This window comes from Paenibacillus alba (assembly GCF_013204855.1).
Taxonomy (GTDB): domain Bacteria; phylum Bacillota; class Bacilli; order Paenibacillales; family NBRC-103111; genus Paenibacillus_E; species Paenibacillus_E alba.
This window is the reverse complement of sequence record NZ_JABMKZ010000050.1, coordinates 1-18868: the sequence shown is the minus strand read 5'-3', so window position 1 is coordinate 18868 and position 18868 is coordinate 1. Positions and strand designations below refer to the sequence as shown.

The following is an 18868-nucleotide window of genomic DNA, read 5'->3' as shown; positions in this document are numbered from 1 at the left end:
GAAAGTCAGTTATCCCTTGCCTCATTCCTACTCTCGCTCATGCTTTGGAAGCATCTACCCAAGCATCATTGTCATAGCCTCTTACTTCCCAGTATCCCATGTGCTCCTTCTCGATAAGCTCAATGCCTTGAAGCCATTTGACGGATTTGTAGGCGTACATCTGGGGAACAATCAGCCGGACAGGACCGCCTAATTTCTGCGCAATCGGCTTCCCGTCCATCAGCACTGCGACCATAATATCATCGCCGCTGGCTTGATCTAAGGATAGTGCATCTGTATATACCTTATCTCCAGAATAAAACTTCACATACTTCGCCTTGGCTTGGACACCTGCAGCCGCCAACAACTGTTTGAGCGGGATGCCTTCCCATGTGCATTGATAGACCGACCAGCCTGTCACGCAATGAAAGTCACTGACCTGCACCGTACGCTGCATGTTCAAAAACTCCTCCCAATTCCACGTATTGGGATGATCAACGAGACCGGATATCGCGAATTTCCACGTATCCGAGGAAAACGCGGGAATTTCCGTTACCGTGTAAATACGGAAATTCCCTTTTGCCCCTCCGCCCACGACCGCAGCGGAGTCTGGAAGTGGCGCCGGTGGCGGCAGCATCTTATTGCCGTCACTGGCCATATACTCGGCCGTCGTCGAGCCGCCGGTGTCAAAAGCCCCTTTTATCCAACGATAAAAGGCCGGCCCCACCGCGATCACGAGCAGCAAGCCTGCGACTAAGCGCAGGAACGATGCGCGTGTGATCGGCGATTCTTTCAGCGCGGCGATAACCGCCTGCGCTGCAGTGCGTTTCGCGGCGGCGTCCTCTGCGGCCGCGGGTACTTGCTCTGCCGCCTGCGTGCTCGCGGCCGCAGGTGCTGCCGGAACCGACTGCGCAGCCGGCGGTCTTGCAGCAGCAGCGGCGGCTTGCTCCAGCCGCTGCTGGCGCTTCAGCCATCGACTGCGCGAGATGGCGTGGTACACTGCATACGGCACTCCGACCCAGGTGAGCAGGTCATGCACGAAGAGTGCCGAGTTGTTGAGAGCCGGCGGCAGGTGGCGGAACTGCCAAAGAATGACCCCAGACGCTGTCCAGCCGACCAGCAGCGCGAGCACGAATACCAGATTCACGCGTTGATTGCGCCGCGCGCGAATCTGATGCCAATGTTTCCGAATCATCGGCGCATAAAGCGCAATGAGCACAATCGAAGCAACCCCCAAATAAATATGAAGCTGCTTAAGCGTCACACGCAAACTCCCCAGCTCTCCTCGGATAGCTCCTATGCTCAGTATGATGCCTGTTATCGTCAAAAGCAGCAAAATCCAAGCATTCCAGCTATGAATCGAATTCAAACGCTTACCAAAAGATTGCTTTAACCAGCCTCTTTTCGAATCCATATCCCCACATCCTTTAACAACACTTTGACTTCTCTTATCATAACGTACAAATCTTAAAAAAGGCTTACATTTAGGCTAATATTCAAACCATTTCTCTCCATTTCTAAAATTAACGTTATATTCCATTTGGTTAGTGGGATATTTCTTTCTTCCATCCTCTATGACCACTATCCCCTTGCCTCAGTAACAACATCCCGACTCCTGTCACATCATTAATTACTAATCAGCTTAGCCGGTTATCTCCTAATCGTAGATTACTAATCAGTTTTGCCAGTTATCTCCTAATCGTAGATTACTAATCGGCTTAGCCAGTTATCTCCTAACGGTAATAACTTAGTCTTAATCAACATCCTTCATCCAATCTCACCTAAAAGAAATGCTTCCTTTTCCACTAACCTTCCCATTGAAAACCTTGTTCACTTCTTAAAATCATCTATTTTATACAATCATAAAGTCGATCCCTTAACTACCTGCTCCCAGAATCAAAAGGATAGCCTACAAGCGTACGAATCTTTCGGCACCAACATCTGAGCCAACGGGATAGTGACCATAAATCGCTTTCCCACCAACCACTGAGCCAACGGGATAGTGTCCATAGATCACCTTCTCACCAACCACTGAGCCACAGGGATAGTGTCCATAGGTCGCTTTCCCACCAACTACCACCTGAGCCACAGGGATAGTGACCATAGGTCGCCTTCCCACCCACCACTGAGCCAACGGGATAGTGTCCATAGGTCGCTTTCCCACCAACCACTGAGCCAACGGGATAGTGTCCATAGATCGCTTTCCTACCAACTACTGAGCCAACGGGATAGTGTCCATAGGTCGCTTTCCCACCAACCACTGAGCCACAGGGATAGTGACCATAGATCACTTTCCCACCAACTACTGAGCCACAGGGATAGTGCCCATAGATCACCTTCTCATCACACTGAGCCACAGGGATAGTGGCCATAGGTCGCTTTCTCACCAACCACTGAGCCACAGGGATAATGACCATAGATCGCTTTCCCACCAATCCACTGAGCCCAACTCCACAACGAAAAACCAGTGATAAACTTCATATCGAAGTTTACCCCTGGTTCAGTTTTATTCTACTAAATGCCAGCTAGCCTGCAACATGTTACTTCATCATCATTTCCTTCAATAAATATGTATCTACAAATTCTTTGGGTACATAGGTCATGTCGTTTACGATCATCGGAGCTGTCATGAGCATGTTATCCATATCGCCAGCTTTAAAGGTTTTGCTGTCGATGCGGATCGTGTAGCCTGTGCCCATAGCCATGCTTTTGTCCTCCATCATCATGGTTGACTTCATCAAGGTAACAGAACGATTCTCTCCGTTCCAAGTTACTTTAAAGCCTAGTGACTCGGCAACTTGACGAAGCGGAACAAGCTGTGTTCCATCTTGGGTAATCGTTTGAACTCCGCTGTAATCGAACTTTGACTTCATCATTTCTTCAGCGCTTGCCAAGGTAGGCAGGGCAAGTGTGCACGCTACTACGGTTACTGTGATGACCTTTTTCCATGTTTTCATCTTCTTATTCCTCCTAAGTTTTCATTACGTCTTCCTAGGAACTAAGATAACGCAGCGAACTTAAGAAACACTAACGAAATGATTACAGATTCCTTACGAGAGACTAACAATAAAAAAGCCACAAGAAGGAATTCTCCTCTTGCGGCTTATTTATCAATTGGCAATGTAAACCAAAATCTGCTTCCACGACTTTCTATCGCTGTTTGGCTTTCTACGCCAATGGTTCCTCCATGCAGCTCAACGATCGATTTAGCAATCGCAAGTCCTAGGCCTGCACCACCGCTCGTCCTTGTTCGGGAAGGGTCAGCGCGATAGAAGCGATCGAAAATTTTATTGCTGTCTGCTTCTTCCATACCTTGACCTTGATCCTGTATATTGAGCTGCACATACGGTGCTGATAGTTGCTTTCCTTGAATCAAAATAGTCCCGCCCACTGGCGAATGTCTTATGGCATTGTCCAAAATATTAGAAAGGACCCGCTTCATTTCTTGCGGCATGATGGCTACGGGGGGCAGTCGATCAGGCAGATCGATGTCAATCTGCAGTTGCTTTTCCTCCAGCTGGAAGGCTAGGCTCTGCAAGCTATCAAGCAGCAAGTGATCAACATGGTAGCGTTCGGGAACGAATTCGGTTCCACCTGCATCTAACTGAGAAAGCTTAAATAGTTCTTGGATCAATCCATCTAAGCGCCCTGTTTCCAGGCGAATCGTTTGGAGATATCTTGCAAAGGTAGCTTTATCCTGAATAACGTCATCTTGCAAAGCTTCAACAAAGGCTTGAATGGACGCCATAGGGGTTCTCAGGTCATGTGAAACGTTGGCGACAAGCTCTTTACGAGATACTTCTGCGGAACGCAATTTTTGAAAGCTTTCGTTCAGCTTCCCTGTCATATAATTGAATTGACCAGCTAATCTTTGAAATTCAATAGGCCCAATCTGCGGTACTTGGCCTTCGAAATGTCCTTCTGAGATCTGGGTTGTTTCCTGTGTGATCGCATGTATCGCCTTTTCCAAGGGACGCGTCATATAATAGTGAATCAGCATGGAAACGCCCGCCGCGCCTAAGGTCACTGTGCTAAGGAGGATTACGTCTTTCCATTTCAGCAGCATATAATGATAGCAAATAAATAGTGTGAGTAATATTATCCCGGTACTCACACCGCTTGCAATGAGCAAATAAACGCGAAGTTTCAGGAAGGGTCCCTCCCTTCAAATTTATACCCAATGCCCCATACGGTTTTAATGTAACGAGGTTGTGAAGGATTAAGCTCAATTTTCTCTCTTAGTCTGCGGATATGGACGGTTACTGTCGTGGTATCCCCATAGTAATCGATATCCCAGACTTTGCTCAGCAATTGGTTCCGTGAAAATACTTGCTCCGGATGACCCGCGAACAAATGCAAAAGTTCAAATTCCTTCACGGTCAGCTCAATTTCCTTCCCGTTCACTCGAACACTGCGGTGCAGCACGTTGAGTTCGATGCCCGGAAATTTCATGATATGCGCGGGCAATTGCGCGACCGCACCGGGCACGGCCTCCGCCTTGCTGCGCTGCAGCCTGCGCAAAATACCTTTCGCTCGCAGCACCAGCTCGCGCGGCGAAAAAGGCTTCGTCAGGTAGTCGTCTGCGCCCATTGTCAACCCCATGAGCCGATCCATTTCGTCGCCTCGAGCTGTTAACATGATGATGGGCACGTCCTGCTCGTTGCGAATTTCTTCGCAAACTTGCCAGCCATTTTTGCCCGGCATCATGAGGTCAAGCACGATCAGCTGCGGACTGTGCAGCCGCCATAAACGGATGGCTTCCTCGCCATTCGCCGCCGATATAACCTCGTACCCCTCTCGCTTCAGATACACGGTACACACATCAATGATATTCGTTTCATCATCTACAACGAGAATAAGCGAGCTCATACGTATTCCCTCCTCGAATCTGGTTTTATTATACCGCAGATTTTCGAAATGAAGCTTACGTATGTCTTACAAAAGCATTAAAAAGCTTAAAAGCTCCCTAACGAACCGGGAGCTTTCAACCTCATCCTTATGCTTGGAGGACTGCCTTTGCTCTGGACTCCTCCTGGCTGCGATTCAGTCCTCTGATGTATCTGGTCTGGGCAATGCCGGCAATCACCAGAATGACACCCAAAATCCCAAACATCACTTTCCCTCCATAGTGACTAAAAAGCAAGCCACCAAGCACAGGCCCTAGAGCACGAGAAACCTGCCAATTCATGCCGAAAATGGAGAAATACCATCCTCTTTGATCCTCAGGCGCAATAACGGATATCACTTTCTGAATATGCGGCCCGTTCAACATTTCACCAATGGTAAATAAAAACTCAACGACAAGCAGCCATGCAAAGATTGGCACAAATCCGTATCCAATTGACACAACAGCAAATAATAAATAAGACACGGCGATAATGATGTAAGGGGTGATATGCTCGGTTCGCTTGGCAATCCATAATTGCAGTGCGATCACTACGCAGCCGTTAAAGGTTATGATTGTGGCAAAAACCGTTTTGTAATTCTCAAAATGCTGCTGCAAGTGCAGCGGAAACGTTGTTTCAACTTGCGCATACAACACTGAAACCGGCATCATCATCAGTGTGATCCACAGCAATGGCTTGTGATCCAGCCATCTGATTTTTGGTTTACTCCTCGCTGCCGCTTTTTGCTCCGTGCTTTTCACAGGCAATGTTTCGGGAACTTTCCAAATGACAAGCCATGCGTAGGCAAGTAAAGCGACCGTACAAGAAAGGAAGATAATCGTCGGATTCCAAGTGAAGAGCAGCAATCCAAGCAGCGGTCCGAACGCTGAGCCCATATTTAAGGCGGTGTGCAAAAGCGCAAAAACTTCCGCTCGCTTCTCCTCTGGAACCACGTCGGAGATTTGTGCGTTTGCCGCAGGTTGAAACATTGCGTGTCCAATTCCGTTAACAATCGAAATCAGCGCGAATTCCCATACATGGCTGGCGAACATATACCCGCCAACAGCGAGTGCTTGGATAATCAACGCTGCCAAAATCATTGGCTTTCGCCCATACCGATCGCTTAAACTGCCTGCATATAAATTCACGAAAATTCCGCATAACGGCTGCAGCCCGACGATCAGCATGGATAACAAAATGGAACCATCCAGCTTATCATATAAATAGTAAACCAAGTAAGGTCTCATCATAAATCCGGCTAATGAAGTTAAAATCGTTCCAATAACACGAACCCAAATGGCCGTGTCATATTTGTTTATTAATGAGAAGAGTGGAATTCTGTGCATATTACCTCCTGGTTGTCTGTGGTCCTCTCATTTTAGAAGGAAATAGACAAAAGAAAAAGATAAAATCTCGTTATAACGGATTTCACCTTTTATGAGGTACTTTCATTTTATTACCCGCCAATACGAATCTTGCGATATGTATCGATAAAGGAAAGGACATCCACTCTTTTCCCCCTCTTTTTCGCTACTCTGGCCATTTTCACTAAGGTTGTCCAGAACTCATCAAGAACAGGGGATTCAAATTCGTTTTCCTTTGGCGCTTGTGTCAGTTTATGTTTATTGTTATACGAAGTTCCTTCATCTGAAATGAGATATTGAATTTGACTTTTTTTCCATTGCTCCCCTGTTACATAACTTACACCGATTTCACGCATTTTTTTGCGTACGGATGTGACAGGACGAGACAATTCTCTGGCAATAACGACAGGCGGACATTCAGAGGATAAGCGGATTAGCTTGTCCAATTCTTGTGTAGACCACGGCTTTTTAGTCATATTAATAACCTCACTTTTTAAAATGAATGTTTCGTTTTAGCTTTATATGGTTACTAACAAAAGGTATAATTTGAGAATACCAACCAAATGTTAAAGAAGTATGAGTTAACCATAATGAAAGTATGAAGACATAACTTTTTCGCTAATTTTCACTATATTGTGTCTAATGAACTATTAATTTGTCGCAATTTAGGACTTTATGAGTGTGAACAACAACTATTGGAGGGTGAAAACATGAAACATCATATTATCGGAGCTGAACTGTTTGTAGAGGAAGAAGGACAAGGAGCACCTGTCATTTTATTGCACGGCTTTCCGCTCGATCATCGCATGTGGGCATCGCAAGTCCAGGCCTTGGCACCTCATTACCGGGTAATCACACCTGATTTGCGCGGCATGGGTCAATCTGATGTTCCGGTAACGAACATTTCGATCGACACATATGCGGACGACATTTTGACATTGATGGATAAAATGGGCATACAAAAAGCCGCACTGGGCGGCTTCTCCATGGGGGGATATGTGGCCTTCGCACTTCTGCGCAAAGCTCCTTCACGATTTACTTCCCTTATTCTCGCCAATACGCGTCCTGAAGCTGATGGACAAGAGGCTCGGAAGAATCGGATGAACATGGCCGTTTCGTTGTATGACAAAGGCGCTGCCGCGGCAAAAGATGCGATGCTGCCGAAGCTGCTCACCGAACAAACAAGGCAAGATCAGCCTGCGCTTGTCGATTCTCTAAGCCTTGTGATGGAATCGATGGCCGGGGAAGGACTTGTCCACGCAAGTCTAGCTATGGCGTTCCGTGAGGACTCGGTCGACCTGCTCAGTACGATCTCGGTTCCTACCCTCGTCATTGCAGGTGAACACGATGCCGTTGCTCCTCCGGATGTGATGAACAAGATGGCTGATCAAATTAGCGACGCCAGCTTTCATGTAATTCCGGGTGCTGCGCATCTGACTCCGATGGAAAATCCGGAAGCGTTCAACGCGCTGCTCGTAGAGTTCTTGAAGAACGCTACAGCCTAACCAATTGGTTCATGACCAACACGGCTGCCCCAATGGCAAGGGCTTCTTCACCAAGCTGCCCTTTGCTGAAGACCACTTGATACGCGGGGTAGTAATATGTTTTCCGAATCGCTACTTGGGTAGCGGTTTGGAAAAACAATTCTCCGCCTGCAATTAACGGCCCCCCTAAAATCACTTTCTCGGGGTGCAAAATATTCAACAAATTGGCTAGTCCAATGCCAAAATAGGTAGCAGCTTCTGTAATGATCTCCACAACCAGGGGATCATTTTTTCGCAGTGCATCGAGAACATGCTGATAGGTCAGCTTATCCGGATCATCCACGTAATGGGACAATATCGTCGATCGTCCCTTTTTAAACGATGACCTTGCCGCCTTCTCGATCGCATATAAGGAGGCATAGGACTCCAGGGCTCCGTAGTTGCCGGAAGCATTGCGATGAGCTACACCGTCGGTTTGAATAATCATTTGACCAACGGAGCCTTCCATATCAACGGCCCCGTAGATTAGCTTCCCTTCGGAAACCATGGAGGACCGTAAGCCTACACCGGCATGGATATACAGCAGATGCTTGAAGCTCTGCGTACGTTGATGCCAGGACTCGCCCAAAATGGCCGTATTAGCTCCATTGTCGAGCAGCGCCGGTATGCCTAACGTTTCTGTCAGGAGCCTGCAAATCTCTACATGCCTCCACCCCTTAGCCTGGAAATAAGCTGGCTCCAGAATTACCCCAGATTGTCGATCCACGGGTCCGACAGCTCCAATACCAATACCAAGCAGCGATGCCTTCGGAATGCGATGCTGTTCCAACATCCGATTGGCTTCTTCGGCAATCAGACGAATAAGCGCGTCCGGTGTCATCTCTGCCGTCATCGCCCAACTGTACGAATCTAATTTCTTCATACCTAGGTCGACAAGAACGAGCTTTGATAATGTTCTTGATATTTCCAAACCAAATATATAAGCGTAGGCCGTATTCTTCTCATACAGAATCGGCCTACGCCCACCAGTAGATGCCCCAAACCCCGATTCAAGAATAAGGCCTTGGCTCGTTAATTCTTCCAACAGCCGTGTCAGCGTAGATACGGTCATCCCGCTTTGCTCTAATAGGTCTGTTTTGGATACGGTCGTTTGACGACAAATGCGGTCATAGATTTCTTTGGCCTTCCGATTCGGAATTCGTTCCGTTATGACATCCATATTCAAAGAAACAGCCCCCAATGATAATCTTTCTCATCTATTTCGCCATCGGGAGCCAAAATCCTGCCTCGCCTTCCCTTATTCCTTCGAACCTATCATTAGTGTGTAACCCATATAAGGGTGATACTTACTGACAAGCTCATCGTATCTCGCCGTAAGCTGCCATATCCTTGGGTCCATAAAAGATTGCTTATCTGACAAGTGAACTGGGTCGGGGTGCTGTACCTGATCTTCGAACATCGTCAATGGGAAGGGATGGATTCCTGAAAATTGTACGGGGCTGAACTTCCCCTTTTCCAACAACTCCCGCCACTCTTCCATGCTGTAAATTTTACTTACGCCATAGAAGCTGCAAAGTGCACGGTGCACGCCCGCTGACATATTCTTGACCCGAATAACCTCGCGATCATAAAGCTTGCCTCCCGATTTCAACACCCTGTAGTACTCGCCTACAGCCTTCTGTGCTTCCGCGAAATTCGTTACCGACTCCACCATAACCACATCGAATGTTTGGTCTTCAAAAGGCAAGTCGCAAACGTCACCTACTTGAAACTGAACCTGTATCCCTTGTTTCGCAGCTCTGATATTCGCTTTCGCAATCATTTCCGGGCGAATATCAATGGCTGTTACCTCACAGCCCTGCTCAGCAAGATAACATGCCGTCCTTCCAGTCCCACAGCCAACTTCCAGTACACGCTTCCCTTTTTCTATCGGGTACTTCTTCAATTGTTCAATCGTCTCTCCGAACCCCCCGGGATGCGCATTTCCCACCCCAAGCTTAGCTAACATATCTAGGTATTCGATAGCACTTGCACCTCCATAATGGCATCTCATTCTCTTTTCTACCATATGGAAGGCTGCTGGCTCTTGTTCAGATTCCAGCGTTATTTTCGAAAAAAAGGCTGCTGCCTAAACATTCCGCAGGCCTTAGGCCCAAAAAATAAGGAGCCAAGGTTCATTTGAACCTGGCTCCTTATTCATAACATTACTTTTTCGACGCTGCCAGAAAAGCATCCAACTGCTTTTGTTTTTCCGCGATAATTTTGTCCACACCTGCGGCTTTCAATTTCTCGAGGAATTTGGGAATGACTTCATCCGGATCCACGGTGCCTGCGGACAGTGCCGGGCCATATTGGTTGGCGATGTTAGCGCAAGCTGCGATTTCATTTTTAACCGGTTCACTGTTGAAAGCAAAGCCAAGTGCAGGAGATTTTACCCCTTTTGCGTTAAAATCCTTAAATTTTTGCCATTTGTTCGGATCTTCATTGGTCCATAGGTAGTTCAAGAACTGGTTGCCAAGCTCCCATTGAGCGCCTGGGTTATAGCCTGTATCTTGCGCCGTTTTGCCGGCAGGCAGATCAATAATCGTATCTGATTTTTTCACATAGTGTTTACCCTCAATACCGAAGTTAATCAAGTTATTGAACGTTTTATCCGAGTGCAAAAGGTTAATCACTTTCATAGCCAAATCAGGATGCTTGGATGTCTTGGAGATCGCCAGCATGGCCCCGGATGCATCCCCCGTTGAAATGGTGGGAACCGTCAAATCGAGCTGGGTTAACTTAAAGCCTACATAACCTTCTGTTTCTGCATCTTTACCTGGCTTCAGTCCATCTGTCCACATGAATACTTTGCCGGCTTTCGCTTGGTCTTTGGGGAACACCGTAGTTGTGGCGGCATCTTTGTTGATATAGCCTGCTTTATAGTAGGAACGGATCAGCTTTGCTGCTTCTTTGTATTCCGGTGTTTCAAGCGCATTAAGTACCTTCGTATTTTTGCCCGTTTTGGAAATGACACCTGGCACGGAAGCATCGCCGAGATAATCCCAATCCAGGTTATCCAGTATACCGCTGCTGCCGCCGTTTCCTTGATTCGCAATAAACCATGGTGTAATGCCCGGTTCTTTGTCTTTCACCGTTTTCAAAAGCGGCTCAAGGTCCTTCCACGTTTTAACGTTCGTCAGATCCATTTTGTATTTATCAACAAGATCCTTACGCAGGAGCACGCCACGTGTAGCTGCAAGTTCTTTGTTTGTTGGTATTCCGTAGTTTTTGCCGTTAATTTTGGAGCCTTCGAGGAAAGCTGGGTCGAGGTTTTTCACGATATCCTGGCCGTTTTTGGCCAACAAATCATTCAAAGGCAGGAACGCGCCTTTGGCCACGTTCACGGTGTAGTTTTGCCATGCTGCTGTGAAAATGATATCGGCTTCTTCCCCGGAAGCAATCATCAAGTTTAATTTATCGTTCCATTGGCCGAAATCAATCGCATTGATTTTGATCGTTGCATTGAGTTTATCTTTCAAATATTTATTCGCTTCTTCTTCGACGGATTTGACGTCTTTCTGTTCAGCGCCAGGATAATACAAAGTGACCAGCTCTGTTTTGGCGCTTGGCTTAGCTTCTGGTGTGGCTGCAGCCGCCGCCGTTGCTGCTGTTGTTGCCGCAGGCGCCGCTGTCGTTTCTGTTGTATTCGATTTGGCGCACCCAGCTAGAACCATGCTAATGGCCATCATGCCTGAAAGCGTCGTTAGCATTGTTTTGTTCATTGTCTTCATCTAATAACCCTCCTAAGATATGTTTTTATACATGAATACTAACCTTTATCGTAACCGGGGGGCGCCCGGGGCTAGCCTTTTACAGCGCCAATCGTTAGTCCTCTTACGAAGTATCGTTGGAAGAAGGGATAAGCAATAACGACGGGTCCAATACCAACAACAGCCATAGCCATTTGAAGCGTTCTGGAGGGCAAATCAATTTGGCCGCCCCCGCTTGAGATCCCATTTAGAACAGCAGAGTTTGAAGTAATGTACTGAATGTTCAGCAGCGTTTTGTACATTAAATATTGCAAGCTGATGTTATGGCTGTCACTGATAAACACCAAGCTGAGAAACCAATCATTCCAGTAATTCACTGTATTGAATAAGGCGATCGTTCCCAGAACCGGCAAGGACAGTGGAAGAACGATTCTAATAAATGTCTTCAGCTCGCTCGCACCATCGATTTTGGCGGATTCGAGCAAAGCGGTGGGGATCGTCGTTGCAAAAAAGGTGCGCATCACAATGACGAAAAATGGTGTCATTAGCAGCGGTAAAATCAATGACCACACGGTATTCTTGAGATGGAGGATATTCACGTAAACGAGATACCATGGTACCAATCCACCATTGAACAACATCGTGAAGAAGATGAAGAAGGCAAAAGCATTCCGATATTTCAAATCCTCCCTAGATAACGGATAGGCGTAAAGAGCAATTAAAAGTAAGCTCAAGATCGATCCGACAATCGTTACGAATAACGAAATGCCATAGGAGCGCAGAATTTGCTCAAAATCCTTAAATAGGATTTCATAAGCTTTTAGACTGAATACTTCGGGGTAGAACTTGAATCCATTGGCAATAATGGACGTTTCATCTGAGAATGAGACCGATATCACCAAGATAAGCGGCGCGATGCACAGAATGGAGATGACAATAAAGAGAATGTGGACGAATATATCAAGTCCGCTAGTTTTTTTATGTTGCGCAGATGCTTGTGACATCTTGTTAACCCCCTAGAACTAACCTCATATGTGGTTTAAAATAAGGCATTTTCTTTGCTGACTCGTCGGACAAGCATATTGCTGGCAAGAATGAGCACAAAACCAACGATCGCTTGATACAATCCAGCTGCCGACGACATTCCGATGTCACCGTTAATGAGAAACGTGCGATAGACGTAAGTGTCGATAACATTCGTTGTTGGGAATAACGTACCTGAGTTCAAGGGAACCTGATAGAAAAGTCCAAAGTCCGAGTAGAAGATCCGGCCTATGGCCAGCAGCGTAGTAATGATGATTAAGGGATACAAAAGCGGGATCGTAATGTAGCGGAACTGCTGCATTTTACTGGCGCCATCAAGTGTAGCCGCTTCATATAGCTCTTGGTCAAAACCGACGATTGCCGCTAAGTAGATCACCGATGAGTATCCGACATATTTCCACGTGTTCACGATAGGAAGAATGAGCGTCCAGTAACTCGATTCGGAGTACCAGTCAATGCCCTCGAAGCCAAGCGGCTCCAGAATGGATTTATTAATGAATCCTGTTTCCATACTTAGAAATCCCAGCACCACATAACCAACGACAACCATGGATAAGAAGTAGGGGAGAAAGACAACCGATTGATAGAATTTGGACATCAACTTTTGCTTCACTTCATTTAATAAAATAGCAATGGCAACACCAAAAACAAGATTGAGAATGATAAATACGGCGTTGTACAACAAAGTATTTCGTGTAATCGTCCAAGCATCCGCGGTGGCGAACAAATATTTGAAATTCTCTAGTCCTGCCCAAGGACTTCCCCAAATACCATCGGTATAGTTGATTTTCTTAAAAGCGATAATTATGCCAAACATCGGCAAGTAATTGTTCAGTAATAAATAAAGCACACCTGGTAAAAGCATGAAATACAGGGCCTTCTTCTGCGAAAAGTAACTCATTTTCTTCGGTTTAACTTCATGTGGATCACTGATCTTGGCAGCTGATTGCCCTGCTACTGCTTTGCTCATTGATCTTCCCCCTATCTGCTCTGAGTTCGTATGTGTGTGTTCTCTCTCTTATGTCTTCATTATAGAAGCGAATGTAGTTCCACTCTATACCCGATTGTGACCTCATTTCTGCTACTTTTGTTACTTTTCTCTTCCTGCATCTTCCTTTTGTGCAAAATAAAGAGCCATCTCAAATGGAAATGGCTCACCGTTCATATGGAGGCTGTTTGTTCTTTGCGATACTCTCTTGGCGTGCGCCCAGTTGACTTTTTAAACATCTTCGTGAAATAAGGGATGTTCTCATACCCGACAATTTCTGCAATATCCCCTATTTTGAGCTGGGAGGAGACCAGCAAATCTTTGGACTTCTCCATGCGTTTGGCCAAAATATAATCGGTCAGGGAGCTCCCCGTCTCTTTTTTAAATAATCGGGATAAATAAGCCGGGTTAAAATGAACATACTCCGCGATTTGTTCCCTTGTTATATCCTCTCGCAAATGCTCGTCAATATAAGAGGAAATCTTGTGAATGACGGACGCCTCGCCTTTTTCATTATGCAGGATAAAGTCCATTCCATTTAGAATAATGCGGTAACACCATGCCTTGAACTGAAGCAGGGAGCGTGTTGCCGAGGCACTGTCGGACAGATCACGTGGCGCAAAAACTTCCTGCAAGGTGAAGCCTCGTTTATGAAACACTTGAAACACCATATGCAGCAAAGCATGATACGAAGATTCCAGCGTCTCAATCGTTAAGCTTGGCTCTGCCTCCAGCATGGCAAAAATGTCATCCAGCTTGCGCTTCACATCTTCCCTGCTGCCCAAATCGAATAAAACCGAAATACCTGACACCCAAGGTATCAAAAGCGCCTGTCCGGACGACTCCCGATGCTCGTCTAATGGGATAACACGATTGGACAGAGTAACGTTGCTTCGTTCGGCTTCGAGCAGCTGCACATACATCTCCAAAAAGCTGCCAAATTCAGTCGCTTCCCCCATGTAGCAGCTTAAATCGCAAAAGAAATATTCGTTGCAGGAACGAATATAATGCTCGCAGCGCTGCGCGAGACTGCTCATGTTGTAAGAAGGCTCCGGTGGCAGGTAGAACAGCACCAAGTTATTCCCACTGCGGTCTTGCAGAACTGCGCCATCCTCGCTCGCCAAGATCAGTTCCCCTGCGGCATTGCGAAGCGCATATTCCATAATATCTTCGTCGCGTGCGCTTAACTCCTTTTTCCACAGTTCCACCGAGATCAGCACAGGCAGTACACAGCTCTCTGGCGAAAAGCCCAGCTCATACAAAGCAATGAGCGACTCTAACGATGAGCGGGATGGCGGTATCCGCCTTGCCAAGAGATCCTGCCAAAACTTTTCCTCCAGCAGCGGTTTATGTGTTTGGAACAGGGAGTAATATCTTTGCTGAACCTCGTGAAAGCTTTGCGCCTCCCTTGATTCCTGAATCTTCTTCAGCGCCCGCCCCACAACAACCTGCAGCTCATCATAATCAAAGGGCTTCAGCATATAGTCAAAAGACCCTGCTTGCAGCGCCGTTCGCGTATAAGAGAAATCAGCATGCCCCGTCAGGAAGATCGTCTCCGTCCACGGTGAATGCTCCTTTACCCAATTAATCAGCTCAAGTCCATTCATATTCGGCATCTCAATATCACAAATCATGACATCAATACGAGACTCTAGAAGCCTTTCCTTCGCTTCTTCAGCATCATAGGCCTCATACACCTGCTCGATCCCTAGATTCACCCATTCAATCCCTTGTGTCACGCCTTGAACCGCATAAAACTCATCATCAACGACCATAATCTGATATGTCATCGTTTTCCTCAGCCTCATCTTCCAAGTAGATTGCCGGAATGCCGATTTGTACAACGGCACCTTTGTCAGCCTGATTACGGAATAACAATTGTGCCCGATCGCCATAACGCATCTGCAGCCTTAATAACACATTATGAAGACCAAGATGTCCATTTTCACCTGAATGTTCGTGCCAGCGATTCATTTGAAGTTTATCAAGGATCTCCGGCTTAAAACCAACCCCATTATCAGCCACTTGCACCCAAACCGTTTTCTCCTTAATTCCCTCTTTAACTACTTGGCTTTCTCTCACTTCAATCTTGATCGTAAAAAGCTCACGCCGATTCATAAAGCCATGAATGATAGAATTCTCTACGAGCGTTTGGATCGTAAGAGGCAGCATCGAGCAATGCGCGAGCTCCTCTGGAAGGCTGATTTCATAGGTCAGCTTGCCTGGGAAGCGCAGCTTCTGAATCTCCAAGTAATTCTGAATATGCTTAAGCTCTGCTTCTATGGTCACTGTTCGTCTTGATGTTGAGATATTAAATCGGAAATATTCAGCCAAATATCGGGCCATTTTCTGGATGATATCGTATTGCTTGGTTGCCGCGAGACTTGTAATAATGTTCAAAGAATTCAAATAGAAATGCGGTTTAATCTGCACCTGCAAATGTTTAAATTCGGCTTCCTTCGTAAGCAGCTGCTGCTCATAGACGTCGATTTTCAAATTGGAAATTTCTCCGACCATGTTATTGAATGTACGTATCACAAAAGCGAACTCCGTCGTATTGTCCTGTTCGAGTTGAACATCCCAATCCCCTCTCGTAATGCGCTGCATCCCGCGGATAAGCTTCTTCATCGGCGTTAGCAATACTTTTCTAACGAAAATGAAGTAAAAGGATAAAATCAGCAGCCCGCCAAGTGGAATAATATAAATGGCCAGTCGAAAAAAGGGCAAATTCTTCAGCATGCTGGCTTCCGGAATCAGAACAACATACTTGATAGGAACCATCGTTGCGGGAATAGCAACAAGCAGATACGAAAGCTCCTTCGTGTAATCGGTTACAGATTGATACGGCTTATCTTGCTGCTCCGGCACTTTGGCTGCCAACGCGATTTGCTGCTCCGTCAATTTGGTTACTGATGCCACTTCGCCTTCCATACTCACTAGCGCAGCCCCGCCACCGCCATTCTCCGCGTCCAGGAACTTCAAAGGCTCAGCCACTGTGTTCGCCTTGATCCAACAGCCAACCACTAAATTATTGTTTCTGATTAGTTTGAGGAAAGCGGTCTCATCGCCCACCTTAATGAGCTGCCAAGACCCAATCTTCTGCATCTCGTCATCTTTGGGATGCTGTTCGATGTAATCTGCGATCACTTTCTCGTTTAAGTAATAGTCGGATCGTGTATTCAGAACAATATCTTTATCCTTGATATTATATAGAAAAATGGTGTCGATCACCTGGAAGTATCCCAAATCCACCTGAAATCGCGTAAAAATCTTTTGCTTCGTCAGCATATAATCGTCCGTACCATACTCCATGAAATTCAAGAGATTCACGTCCGGTTCGCGATCATTGACCAAATTCAAGTAATTATTGATTTCTTTCATCTGCTTATCCACTTGCTTCACATAATCCGCCAACAGGTTTCGGTTGGCTCCTGAGACTTGCTCCCTCACGACACTAATCGCGTATAGGTTATTATAGTACAAGAAAAGAATAAGTGGAGAAATAATGATCACAAATCCGGCGACAAATTTAAAAGTCAGAGATTTTCTCCAGTTCAACCGCTATCGCATCCTTTACGTGACATCTTCCCCGAATACCAATTCTAGGGTAACCTTCGTGATGGACAGCCGTCAAGACAAATAAAAAAAGCTTATGAAATCAATTGATTTCATAAGCTTCTTTGCTATACCGGCAAGAGGACTCGAACCTCCACCCTTTCGGACTCGATTTTGAGTCGAGCGCGTCTGCCATTCCGCCATGCCGGCATATACGTTGTAAAACAATGGTGCCGAAGACCAGACTTGAACTGGTACGGTAGTCACCTACCGCAGGATTTTAAGTCCTGTGCGTCTGCCGATTCCGCCACTCCGGCTTATAAGGTAATGTGGAGGCGCCACCCAGATTCGAACTGGGGGTAAAGCTTTTGCAGAGCTCTGCCTTACCACTTGGCTATGGCGCCTTAGTAATAATGGAGCGGAAGACGGGGATCGAACCCGCGACCCTCGCCTTGGCAAGGCGATGCTCTACCGCTGAGCCACTTCCGCATATAAAACTGGGGATCAAGGATTTGAACCTTGGCATGACGGAGTCAAAGTCCGTTGCCTTACCGCTTGGCTAATCCCCATTATCTTGATACTTGATTAGGTAATAATGGGCGGACGACGGGACTTGAACCCGCGAATGCTGGATCCACAAACCAGTGCGTTAACCCCTTCGCCACGACCGCCACAATATTAAGTTTTTACTTTTTTGGCAGGGGCAGCAGGAATTGAACCCACACCAAAGGTTTTGGAGACCTTTGTTCTACCCTTAAACTATGCCCCTAGAAAAAGTAAATGGAGGCTGATGGATTCGAACCACCGAACTCGGAGAGAGCAGATTTACAGTCTGCCGTGTTTAGCCACTTCACTAAGCCTCCATGCTATGGTGCCGTCGAGAGGACTTGAACCCCCAACCTACTGATTACAAGTCAGTTGCTCTACCAGTTGAGCTACAACGGCGTATTTAATTAAGAAATGGTGGCTTTGGACGGAATCGAACCGCCGACACGAGGATTTTCAGTCCTCTGCTCTACCGACTGAGCTACAAAGCCTTGCTTAACATTTGAAGAAAAATGGCGGAGCTGACGGGATTCGAACCCGCGGTCTCCTGCGTGACAGGCAGGCATGTTAGGCCACTACACCACAGCTCCATGCTAGTTAAAATATCTTCATGATGAAGATAAATTGGTTGCGGGGGCAGGATTTGAACCTGCGGCCTTCGGGTTATGAGCCCGACGAGCTACCGGGCTGCTCCACCCCGCGTCGTTAATTATAATTCACGTTTCCAAGCTTTGCAAGTCTCACTTTTGAAGGAAACTTGATGGAGGCTGACGGGATCGAACCGCCGACCCTCTGCTTGTAAGGCAGATGCTCTCCCAGCTGAGCTAAGCCTCCATGGGATGTTAATCTGTGTGAATATATGGTGACCCGTAGGGGACTCGAACCCCTGTTACCTCCGTGAAAGGGAGGTGTCTTAACCACTTGACCAACGGGCCTTGCTAGAAAGATAGTGGCGGAGAGAGAGGGATTCGAACCCTCGAGACGCTTGTGACGCCTACACGATTTCCAATCGTGCTCCTTCGGCCAGCTCGGACACCTCTCCATATGGCTCCCCGAACAGGACTCGAACCTGTGACAACTCGATTAACAGTCGAGTGCTCTACCAACTGAGCTATCAGGGAATAGAAAAACTTAGTACAAGGATTTATTCCTTGAAAACTAGATACGAAACGTGCGTAAAGGTAAGATCAACGCTACTACGACTGGCGTAGTTTCATTTGCTGCTTAGTCAGCTATTGGTTAAGCCCTCGACCGATTAGTATTCGTCAGC

At 46.6% G+C, this 18868-nt stretch carries 15 protein-coding genes and 16 tRNA genes; 1 reads left to right on the top strand and 30 read right to left on the bottom strand.

The window, feature by feature from the left end; all coding sequences use genetic code 11:
- Nucleotides 1-37: 37 nt before the first annotated feature.
- The 7 genes from HQN90_RS34360 to HQN90_RS34330 form a co-directional block, all read right to left on the bottom strand.
- The gene (locus tag HQN90_RS34360; protein WP_173227374.1) at nucleotides 38-1393 is read right to left on the bottom strand and encodes a molybdopterin-dependent oxidoreductase; all 1356 of its coding nucleotides are present in this window, start codon (nucleotides 1391-1393) and stop codon (nucleotides 38-40) included.
- Between the two features lie 495 nt (nucleotides 1394-1888).
- Complete coding sequence (locus HQN90_RS34355) at nucleotides 1889-2083, bottom strand: hypothetical protein (RefSeq protein WP_173227373.1); 195 nt, start codon at nucleotides 2081-2083, stop codon at nucleotides 1889-1891.
- A gap of 436 nt (nucleotides 2084-2519) precedes the next feature.
- On the bottom strand, nucleotides 2520-2936 hold the full coding sequence (locus HQN90_RS34350) for a copper amine oxidase N-terminal domain-containing protein (protein ID WP_173227372.1): 417 nt from the start codon (nucleotides 2934-2936) through the stop codon (nucleotides 2520-2522).
- 146 nt (nucleotides 2937-3082) lie between these two features.
- Entirely contained in the window at nucleotides 3083-3979 is an 897-nt protein-coding gene (locus HQN90_RS34345; RefSeq protein ID WP_173227371.1) for a sensor histidine kinase, read from the bottom strand.
- A 146-nt stretch (nucleotides 3980-4125) separates the two neighbouring features.
- Entirely contained in the window at nucleotides 4126-4848 is a 723-nt protein-coding gene (locus HQN90_RS34340; RefSeq protein ID WP_173227370.1) for a response regulator transcription factor, read from the bottom strand.
- 127 nt (nucleotides 4849-4975) lie between these two features.
- Complete coding sequence (locus tag HQN90_RS34335) at nucleotides 4976-6211, bottom strand: MDR family MFS transporter (protein ID WP_173227369.1); 1236 nt, start codon at nucleotides 6209-6211, stop codon at nucleotides 4976-4978.
- 110 nt (nucleotides 6212-6321) lie between these two features.
- The gene (locus HQN90_RS34330; RefSeq protein WP_079414360.1) at nucleotides 6322-6705 is read right to left on the bottom strand and encodes a hypothetical protein; all 384 of its coding nucleotides are present in this window, start codon (nucleotides 6703-6705) and stop codon (nucleotides 6322-6324) included.
- 234 nt (nucleotides 6706-6939) lie between these two features.
- Here HQN90_RS34330 and HQN90_RS34325 point away from each other — a divergent pair, with 234 nt between their 5' ends.
- Nucleotides 6940-7734, top strand: a complete 795-nt coding sequence (locus HQN90_RS34325) for an alpha/beta fold hydrolase (RefSeq protein ID WP_173227368.1) — start codon at nucleotides 6940-6942, stop codon at nucleotides 7732-7734.
- Here the strand turns inward: HQN90_RS34325 and HQN90_RS34320 are convergent.
- The 23 genes from HQN90_RS34320 to HQN90_RS34210 form a co-directional block, all read right to left on the bottom strand.
- Entirely contained in the window at nucleotides 7724-8932 is a 1209-nt protein-coding gene (locus tag HQN90_RS34320; protein WP_173227400.1) for an ROK family protein, read from the bottom strand. The two genes, HQN90_RS34325 and HQN90_RS34320, sit on opposite strands and share 11 nt — an antisense overlap.
- 78 nt (nucleotides 8933-9010) lie before the next feature.
- A complete protein-coding gene (locus HQN90_RS34315) occupies nucleotides 9011-9781 on the bottom strand; it encodes a class I SAM-dependent methyltransferase (RefSeq protein ID WP_173227367.1) in 771 nt (256 codons plus the stop codon).
- 136 nt (nucleotides 9782-9917) lie between these two features.
- On the bottom strand, nucleotides 9918-11486 hold the full coding sequence (locus HQN90_RS34310; protein ID WP_173227366.1) for an ABC transporter substrate-binding protein: 1569 nt from the start codon (nucleotides 11484-11486) through the stop codon (nucleotides 9918-9920).
- A gap of 71 nt (nucleotides 11487-11557) precedes the next feature.
- On the bottom strand, nucleotides 11558-12469 hold the full coding sequence (locus tag HQN90_RS34305) for a carbohydrate ABC transporter permease (RefSeq protein WP_173227365.1): 912 nt from the start codon (nucleotides 12467-12469) through the stop codon (nucleotides 11558-11560).
- Between the two features lie 35 nt (nucleotides 12470-12504).
- The gene (locus HQN90_RS34300) at nucleotides 12505-13479 is read right to left on the bottom strand and encodes an ABC transporter permease (protein ID WP_411830289.1); all 975 of its coding nucleotides are present in this window, start codon (nucleotides 13477-13479) and stop codon (nucleotides 12505-12507) included.
- 191 nt (nucleotides 13480-13670) lie between these two features.
- A complete protein-coding gene (locus HQN90_RS34295) occupies nucleotides 13671-15287 on the bottom strand; it encodes a response regulator transcription factor (protein WP_173227364.1) in 1617 nt (538 codons plus the stop codon).
- The gene (locus tag HQN90_RS34290) at nucleotides 15262-17055 is read right to left on the bottom strand and encodes a sensor histidine kinase (protein ID WP_173227363.1); all 1794 of its coding nucleotides are present in this window, start codon (nucleotides 17053-17055) and stop codon (nucleotides 15262-15264) included. Before HQN90_RS34290 ends, HQN90_RS34295 begins: the two co-directional genes overlap by 26 nt.
- A gap of 128 nt (nucleotides 17056-17183) precedes the next feature.
- Nucleotides 17184-17262 (bottom strand) — tRNA-Leu (locus HQN90_RS34285).
- Nucleotides 17263-17280: 18 nt separating this feature from the next.
- Nucleotides 17281-17369 (bottom strand) — tRNA-Leu (locus HQN90_RS34280).
- A gap of 13 nt (nucleotides 17370-17382) precedes the next feature.
- Nucleotides 17383-17456 (bottom strand) — tRNA-Cys (locus HQN90_RS34275).
- A gap of 10 nt (nucleotides 17457-17466) precedes the next feature.
- A tRNA-Gly gene (locus HQN90_RS34270) sits at nucleotides 17467-17541 on the bottom strand.
- A gap of 8 nt (nucleotides 17542-17549) precedes the next feature.
- A tRNA-Gln gene (locus tag HQN90_RS34265) sits at nucleotides 17550-17621 on the bottom strand.
- Nucleotides 17622-17650: 29 nt separating this feature from the next.
- Nucleotides 17651-17723 (bottom strand) — tRNA-His (locus HQN90_RS34260).
- A gap of 24 nt (nucleotides 17724-17747) precedes the next feature.
- Nucleotides 17748-17821 (bottom strand) — tRNA-Trp (locus HQN90_RS34255).
- Nucleotides 17822-17833: 12 nt separating this feature from the next.
- Nucleotides 17834-17915: transfer RNA gene (locus HQN90_RS34250), tRNA-Tyr, on the bottom strand.
- A 6-nt stretch (nucleotides 17916-17921) separates the two neighbouring features.
- Nucleotides 17922-17997, bottom strand: a tRNA-Thr gene (locus HQN90_RS34245).
- A gap of 16 nt (nucleotides 17998-18013) precedes the next feature.
- A tRNA-Phe gene (locus HQN90_RS34240) sits at nucleotides 18014-18089 on the bottom strand.
- Between the two features lie 22 nt (nucleotides 18090-18111).
- A tRNA-Asp gene (locus HQN90_RS34235) sits at nucleotides 18112-18188 on the bottom strand.
- 35 nt (nucleotides 18189-18223) lie between these two features.
- Nucleotides 18224-18300: transfer RNA gene (locus HQN90_RS34230), tRNA-Met, on the bottom strand.
- 59 nt (nucleotides 18301-18359) lie between these two features.
- Nucleotides 18360-18432: transfer RNA gene (locus HQN90_RS34225), tRNA-Val, on the bottom strand.
- Between the two features lie 26 nt (nucleotides 18433-18458).
- Nucleotides 18459-18533: transfer RNA gene (locus tag HQN90_RS34220), tRNA-Glu, on the bottom strand.
- 15 nt (nucleotides 18534-18548) lie between these two features.
- Nucleotides 18549-18640 (bottom strand) — tRNA-Ser (locus HQN90_RS34215).
- 3 nt (nucleotides 18641-18643) lie between these two features.
- Nucleotides 18644-18719, bottom strand: a tRNA-Asn gene (locus HQN90_RS34210).
- Nucleotides 18720-18868 lie beyond the last annotated feature (149 nt).